The following is a 1517-nucleotide window of genomic DNA, read 5'->3' as shown; positions in this document are numbered from 1 at the left end:
CAGCATCAGACGTGTATAAGAGACAGGCATGGGGGTGTGCGGAGTACGCCGCTGACCTCGGGGGTTCTGCGGGTGGGGCCGGCCGAGTTCGAGTTGCTGGACTAGCTTTCGGAGGGTTTTCGGTCGGTCGGCCTACTTTCGATGGGTGAGGCTGGCTGGGGTTTTCGCGATGCTGCTGGTGGTGCTGGTCGGGTGTACCGACACGCCGCCGCTCGACACGACTGCCGACGTACCGGGCCCGAGTGTCAGCGCGACACCCTCCGCGCCGGCCACTCCGAGCCTCACGCCGAAGCCCACACCGACTGCCCCGACCTCCCGACCCACGAGCAGCGTGGTGACGATGAGCATCCCGTCGATCGGCGTACGGAATCTCCGCGTGGTCGCCTACGAAGGAACCGCGGACGACCGGCCCGGTACGACGATCCAAGACCGCGGTGTCGCCGCGAGCCCGCGAGGGCCGGGCGGCGGTGTCGGGGCCGGCGAGGTCGGCAACTTCATCATCACCGGGCATCGCGTGTCGCACGGACGGCCGCTGGAACGCGTGCCTGACTTGGCGAACGGCACGCACATCCTGATCACCACAGGCGGGACCGTCTACGACTACGTGGTCTCGCAGACGATGACCATCTCATTCCGCAAGGCGGCCGAGAAGGCTGCGCAGAATGCCGCCGTACCGGGCCGTCCTGGGGTGACCGCAACCCAAGCCATGCTGACGATCTCGACCTGCGCCACCCCTGAAGACAATGCCGCAGGCAACTATTGGCGCGACGCCCTCGGCAACCCCGAACACCGCATCAACAAGATCGCCACCCTCGTTGCGACCCGTTCGGCCTGACCTACTTCCGGCCGAACTTCCACCACTTCGGCTTGTTGGCGCGGATCTCGTCATCCGTCAACGGCGGCGGCACCGGCGGCCGCGACTCCTCGGTGAGAAAGTCCCCGGACTCTGTGTCGTACGGCGTCACTCCGAGCCGGCGGCTGATCTCCATCACGATCGGGATCGACCGGTGCCCGTCGTTCAGATAGAAGGTGATGTCGCGAACCTGCACACCTTTGCCGATCGTCATCTCGACGTCGTACTCGTCACTGCGCAACGTCAGCCAGGACGGCTTGGTGACATCCAGCCCCGGCACGACCTCGCGGACGACCTCGATCACCTCAGCAGCCATCCCCACCGAAGGCGGCTCATACCCATCCGGCATGTCCTCGAGGCGCCGTACGCCCCCTGGTCCTCGCACCGCATACACAGCCCAGCTCATGCCCCCACCTTACGACCCGATTAAGAGCCTCAGGCGAGCAGTAACTTACCCGTGAGTAATGTCAATAGGTGCAATTAAGTGGGTTTGTGAGCTGGTTGAGGTTTAGGATCAGCCGCCGGTCTGGGGGCGGACTGGGGACTGGTATTTGGGGAGAGAAGAGAGACATGGCTGATCAGCCGGGGCCTGGAACTGAGCCCACGAAGGAGCCTGCGGGACCTGGGGTTGGGCACTTTTTGCCGGGCGGGGCGGGTGCTGGTG

General features: G+C 65.2%; 2 protein-coding genes. One reads left to right on the top strand and one right to left on the bottom strand.

All coding sequences use genetic code 11. The features are described from left to right. Positions 1-145: 145 nt before the first annotated feature. Positions 146-835, top strand: a complete 690-nt coding sequence (locus E1263_RS42335; protein WP_238162078.1) for a sortase domain-containing protein — start codon at positions 146-148, stop codon at positions 833-835. A 1-nt stretch (position 836) separates the two neighbouring features. On the opposite strand, the gene E1263_RS42330 is transcribed toward E1263_RS42335, so the two are convergent. Beyond that, positions 837-1259 carry a hypothetical protein gene (locus E1263_RS42330; RefSeq protein WP_132178116.1) on the bottom strand — a complete coding sequence of 141 codons (423 nt, stop codon included), beginning with the start codon at positions 1257-1259 and terminating at the stop codon, positions 837-839. Between the last annotated feature and the right edge of the window lie 258 nt (positions 1260-1517).

This window comes from Kribbella antibiotica, from assembly GCF_004349055.1.
In the GTDB taxonomy this organism is placed as follows: domain Bacteria; phylum Actinomycetota; class Actinomycetes; order Propionibacteriales; family Kribbellaceae; genus Kribbella; species Kribbella antibiotica.
The sequence above is the reverse complement of the archived record's forward strand: the minus strand, read 5'-3'. Positions and strand labels throughout refer to the sequence as shown.